Annotated in this window: 5 protein-coding genes and 1 pseudogene; 3 read left to right on the forward strand and 3 right to left on the reverse strand. The window is 61.1% G+C overall.

From position 1 onward, the window contains the following. Positions 1-204: 204 nt before the first annotated feature. A pseudogene (locus tag ACESL9_RS16965) lies at positions 205-306 on the forward strand (hypothetical protein); the annotation flags it as partial. A 234-nt stretch (positions 307-540) separates the two neighbouring features. Here the strand turns inward: ACESL9_RS16965 and ACESL9_RS16970 are convergent. The 3 genes from ACESL9_RS16970 to ACESL9_RS16980 all read right to left on the reverse strand — a co-directional run bounded on the left by ACESL9_RS16970 (position 541) and on the right by ACESL9_RS16980 (position 2806). Further along, the gene (locus ACESL9_RS16970; protein WP_372675293.1) at positions 541-1953 is read right to left on the reverse strand and encodes an oligosaccharide flippase family protein; all 1413 of its coding nucleotides are present in this window, start codon (positions 1951-1953) and stop codon (positions 541-543) included. A 256-nt stretch (positions 1954-2209) separates the two neighbouring features. After that, positions 2210-2551 carry an FkbM family methyltransferase gene (locus ACESL9_RS16975; protein ID WP_372675294.1) on the reverse strand — a complete coding sequence of 114 codons (342 nt, stop codon included), beginning with the start codon at positions 2549-2551 and terminating at the stop codon, positions 2210-2212. A gap of 3 nt (positions 2552-2554) precedes the next feature. Beyond that, positions 2555-2806: a hypothetical protein gene (locus ACESL9_RS16980; RefSeq protein WP_372675295.1), complete on the reverse strand. Its 252-nt coding sequence runs from the start codon at positions 2804-2806 to the stop codon at positions 2555-2557. 432 nt (positions 2807-3238) lie between these two features. On the opposite strand from ACESL9_RS16980, the gene ACESL9_RS16985 reads away from it, so the two are divergent. Then, positions 3239-4390: a glycosyltransferase family 4 protein gene (locus ACESL9_RS16985; protein WP_372675296.1), complete on the forward strand. Its 1152-nt coding sequence runs from the start codon at positions 3239-3241 to the stop codon at positions 4388-4390. Positions 4391-4575: 185 nt separating this feature from the next. After that, positions 4576-4920, forward strand: a complete 345-nt coding sequence (gene tnpA / locus ACESL9_RS16990; protein WP_372675297.1) for an IS66-like element accessory protein TnpA — start codon at positions 4576-4578, stop codon at positions 4918-4920. Positions 4921-5049: the final 129 nt, after the last annotated feature.

Consider the following 5049-nt stretch of genomic DNA (forward strand, 5'->3'; position numbering starts at 1 on the left):
AGATTCATCTGGAATTGGTCCCGATGGCGAAGGCAGCATCAGCTCTCTGCCGCCATCGCACATCGGAGAAATCGGCACAATGTGCAACTGTAGTACTATGTCGAAAAAACCGTTCGGGTCAGATCGACTTGCCTGGTGCAATACGACAGGTGAGGAGGATCAGAAAACAGCGTGGGGCGCTGTTTTCCCGACGAACGCTACAGCGTGCCGTCCGAACACGCGGGGCACCATGTCTCGTTGCGCGCCTATGCCGATCGGATTGTCGTGGTCGCGGACAATGAGATCATCGCCGATCGCAAACGCCGTTTCACGCGCAATATCAGCTACTTCGAACCCTGGCACTATGTGCCCCTGCCGGGTCGCAAGCCCGGTGCCCTGCGCGACGGTGCCCCCTTCGTGGATTGGGAACTGCCCAAGGCGATGGAGCAGACCAAGGATCACTACGTACGCGGTAAAGGCGGCGATCCTTTCTTTCGGACTCCGCGAAAGACCGAAGACATGCCGGTCGATCTGGCTCGTGGAGGCCGGCCCTGCATCCGGTCAACTGTTGAGCAGCGAGATCGCCTGGCGCATCCGCGTCCTCTGCAGCAGGAAGGTGAGGGCCCATGTCAGAGGCAAGGCCACGCAGGCCAGACCGAACATCTCCCAATTGCCGAACACCCGATCGCAATAGGCCAGCGCCACCCAGGCGCCGGCGGACGTCGCCGCCGGGATGGCCATCGCCCGTAACACGGCCCGTCGGGAAACCGGGGCGACACGCTGTGCAAAGGCGATATAGCGTGGCAGGTAGACGAGTGAGAAAACCGAGATCACGAGCGCAATCGCCTCGAGGCCGAAGGGCACGGCCAGGGCAATGGCCAGAGTGCGCAGGATCGTCCGCTCGACGGTCATCCACAATCGCAGGCGCGTCCGGTCGAGCGCCTGCAGAAGGATCCCGACGTTTGACGGGGCGATTTCCATCATGATTCCAGGTGCCGCCAGAACGAAGATCATGGCCGCAGGGGCCCATGTTTCCGACAGAAGCAGGGGAAAGAGGCTGCTCGCGCTTCCGGCCAGAACAGCTATCGGCGGGAATGTAGCCACCGAAATCATAAGACAGCTTGCCACATAGATATCGGCGAGTTTCCGGCCGTCGTCCTGAACGTTCGTCATCTTGACAAACACGACCCGCGCAATCGGACCCGCGACGGCGGGTCTCGGAAGGTTCAGGAACCTTTGTGCCATTGAGAACAGACCCAGGGGGACGGTGCCAATAAAGGCGCCGATGAGCAGTACCGGTGCCTGCCGCTGTGCGGTGGAGATCAGCGAAACACCGACATTGTCGGTTGCGAACCGGGTATGTCCGCCAAGCGGCACGAGGTTGCGTGGCAGGCCAGGCCGGAATCGGCTTTGGACGATCGCCCAGACCGCCTGGCTCGCTGTGAGACCAATCTGCTGCGCGACCAGTGCCCAGACCCCGGCCCCGGCGACTGTCAGGGCAAGAAGTGCGACCAACCCGACAATGCCGGCCACGGTACGAATGACGGCGAGTTTCGGAAACTGCGCGTCCTTTTCCATCCGGGCCACGGAGACGGCGGAGAGCGAATTGAGAAGCGGCAGGACGGAAAGGGCCGACAACAGCCATAGAAGCTGTGGGCGGTCGAACAGGTTTGCCCAGATCGGCGCCAGGGCCAGGATAACAAGCGTCAGGGTCAGGCCGACACAGGTCAGCAACCAGAAGACACTGTTCCATTCCGCCGGATCGTATTGCGGTTGCCTGATCAGCGACCGCCCCATTCCCGCATCGCTCAGAACATGAGCGAAGACGACGACGCTCATCGCCAGCGCCATGTCGCCGAATTCCACCGGATCGAGAAACCTGGCGACCACGGGCAGGACAAGAACCTGCGACAGAGAGAGAAAGATGCGAGAGGCGCTCAGCGACCCCGCGTTGACGAGAAAGGTCTTGGCCATCGTGATGTCTCGCTGCGAACGCACCGCGCCTTGTATCTGCCCCGCGCCCGCGCGCGCCCAAGCCCTGAACCTGCGCTGCCCCGATCGACAACGTCAAGCACAAAGAGCGCAGCAAAAACTCCGCTCTTGCCGCAGGGGCGCGCCGCCACCCTTGGCGATCACCGCACACGCCTCGTGAAGACGCTACCGGGCATGCACATCATACCAGTCGTGCGATTTCGGCAGGAGCTTTCTCGACAGGCTCGTCAGCCCTACGTCAATGGAAGGGTTGCGCTTGAGCTTCATCAGGCCCCGTAATGCCTGATGTTGTGTCCGGATCGCCGCGAGCTGCTTTCGAACGGCCTCTGCTTTTCCCGCTTTCCTCGTTGCAGACATGGAATTGCAGTTTTCCCGGCTCTTCGGCAAGCGCCACATTCATGACCTGAAGCTGTCCGGACTCGAAAAACGCGGTGTGACGTTGGCGTACGGTCGTGACGGATGCCGGCTTCGCTTCGATGGAAAGAACCCGAAAGCCCTGAGCGCAATAGAATGCGGCATCCGCACCGTGGTTCATTCCGACATCGTAAATCAGATCGTCGTGATCCTGGAATCCGTTCATGGATCATTCCTCCAATATGCTTGAGTATTTCTTGTCCGGATGTTCCAAATGGGTAGTATATTGATAAGTGGTGTCTGAACTCGCGTCCACCCGCTTCTTCGTGACTGGTGTCGTTTGTTCACCAAGTGGCGTTTTTTTCATCTCCGGGGTGATCCTTGCACATGGCCACGCGCTTTTCCACTGACACGTAGCGACGTGAAACGGCCCGCGCGTCACTCTGTCCGAAAGCGTCACATGGGCGTTTGCTTTTTTCATGGTTTTACCATCCTTGAGAAGCACAAGGGCACGGACCCGAGCCCGTCTCGCAGGCTCACCGAGCCCGAAAACGGGTATGTGTGTCCGTTCAATAAGGCACGATACCCTTGAATGACCATGTGAACGTCGTTTTTTGCAGGTTTCCCTCATCCCGAAGAAAGCCCGGCATGATATCCCGGCTCAGCCTCTCGAAGGCTGATCCTCCGCGCTACGGAATGCGTCCAGCCGGGATGCGGAATGGACCGGCCCCGGATTTTTCAAAACGAAGCGCTTCCTCGTGACGGACACGAGACGGTATGCTGTCGGGAATCGGGTGAAGACGGCCGGGTCGATCGGAAGGGATAATGTCGTGACAGATCAACATTTGGGGCGGTTTGCGCGCCGCGCCGGATATTTGTGGCCGCCTTGTCCGGTCCGGCGGGAAAACCGGACATGAGAATCCTGGTTCTGGCCCCTCAGCCGTTCTTCGTGCCCCGCGGCACGCCGATCGCGGTGCGGGCCCTTCTGGAGGTGCTTTGTTCGGACGGACACGAATGTGACGCCGTGGTGTTCGCCGAGGGCACCGATCCCGGGATCGCAGGCTGCCGGCTGTTCCGCGTTCCGGCATTTCCGGGAACCCGGAACATGCCGCCCGGCTTTTCGCTCAAGAAGGTCGTGGCTGATATCGGGCTGGCATGGATCGCTGCGGGCCGGATGCGCCGAGGCTCCTACGATCTGGTGATCGCAGTGGAAGAGGCGGCCTTCATCGCCATGATGCTGCGTCCGGTCTTCAAGGTGCCCTATATCTATGACATGGACAGCTCGATCCCCGAGCAGATGGACGACAAGTTCGGTCTGCCCGGATGGCTGCGGCGATGGCTCGAAACGGTGGAGGGCCGCGCGGCGCGCAAGAGCATCGGCGCACTGACCTGCTGTCGCGCGCTTCAGTCGACGGTAGAGGGCTATGCACCCGGTCTGCCCGTCCAGACGATCGAGGACGTGACGCTGATCGAGGCGCCCGGCACACCGCCTGCCGATTGCAGCTTCGACGAACCGGTCGTCATGTATATCGGCAATCTCGAAAGCTATCAGGGCGTGGACCTTCTGATCCGCGGTTTTGCGCGTGTCGCTGACGGAGGCCACCGCGCACGGCTGGTCATCATCGGCGGCACGGAGGCGCATGTCGCGGCCCACGCTCAGCTCGCGCAGGACCTTGGCGTGGGCGACAGCGTCAGCTTGCTGGGTCCCCGCCCCGTTGAGCGGATCGCAGACTACCTTGGCGCAGCGACCATCGTCGCCTCACCCCGCACACAAGGCCGGAACACGCCGATGAAGGTCTATTCCTATCTCGACAGCGGCAGCCCCCTGATCGCGACCCGGCTTCCGACCCACACTCAGGTGATCGACAACGAGATCGCGATGCTGGTCGATCCAACCGCAGAGGACATGGCGCGGGGCCTCGCCGAGCTTCTGGATGCTCCCGATCTGCGCGCAAGGCTTGCCGCCGCCGCCAGACGGCGGGTCGCAGCGGAGTTCAGCCCCACTGCCTACAGGCGCAAGCTGACCGGCTTTCTGGAGAGGCATGTGCTGCCGCAACTCGGCTAGAGCATGTTGCTCAAAACCGGAAACCGGTTTCGAGCTTCTCGACCATGCGAAATCATAGGGTGAAGGGCATGTCGGGTGAATGCGAATGAACGCGACGCACCCTGGTGCTGCCCACCCGACAAAGGAGTAAGGCTGCGGCGAGGGCCGTCTGACGTCTGCTACGATCCGATGATAAGTCCGACGTTATGTCAGATTTCATTCACCGCCCTCAAATCGAAGTACTCACCGCGGCCGATGGCGTTCGCCGTCGGCGATGGTCGGAAGAGGATAAGCTCCGGATCGTCGAGGAAAGTTTTGTCGGTCACCGGCAAGTGACAGCCACGGCGCGGCGGCATGGCATTTGCCGATCGCTGTTGACGATCTGGCGTCGGCAGTATCGGAACGGTGAGCTTGGTGCGTCCCGCCCGGTGTCCTTTTCCCCATCCTTCACACCGGTGACCGTGACGACGGATGCCCCGGCCTCTCGGTCTGGGCCGGTTGATCCCCCTGATCGCACGCGGACCTCTCATACCAAGCCGCGTGAAGGCTGACTCACACGGGGGATTTCCAAGGCGGTGAAGATCTTCCGTAGCAGGGCGGTCGGCGTCAAGAGGAATTTTTGCGATAAGAAATGCCCCGTCTAAGTGTGTCGCAGCGGGGTAAAATTAGTCCGATTGAGC

Origin of the sequence: Aquicoccus sp., from assembly GCF_041686535.1 — a bacterium.
Taxonomy (GTDB): Bacteria; Pseudomonadota; Alphaproteobacteria; order Rhodobacterales; family Rhodobacteraceae; genus Aquicoccus.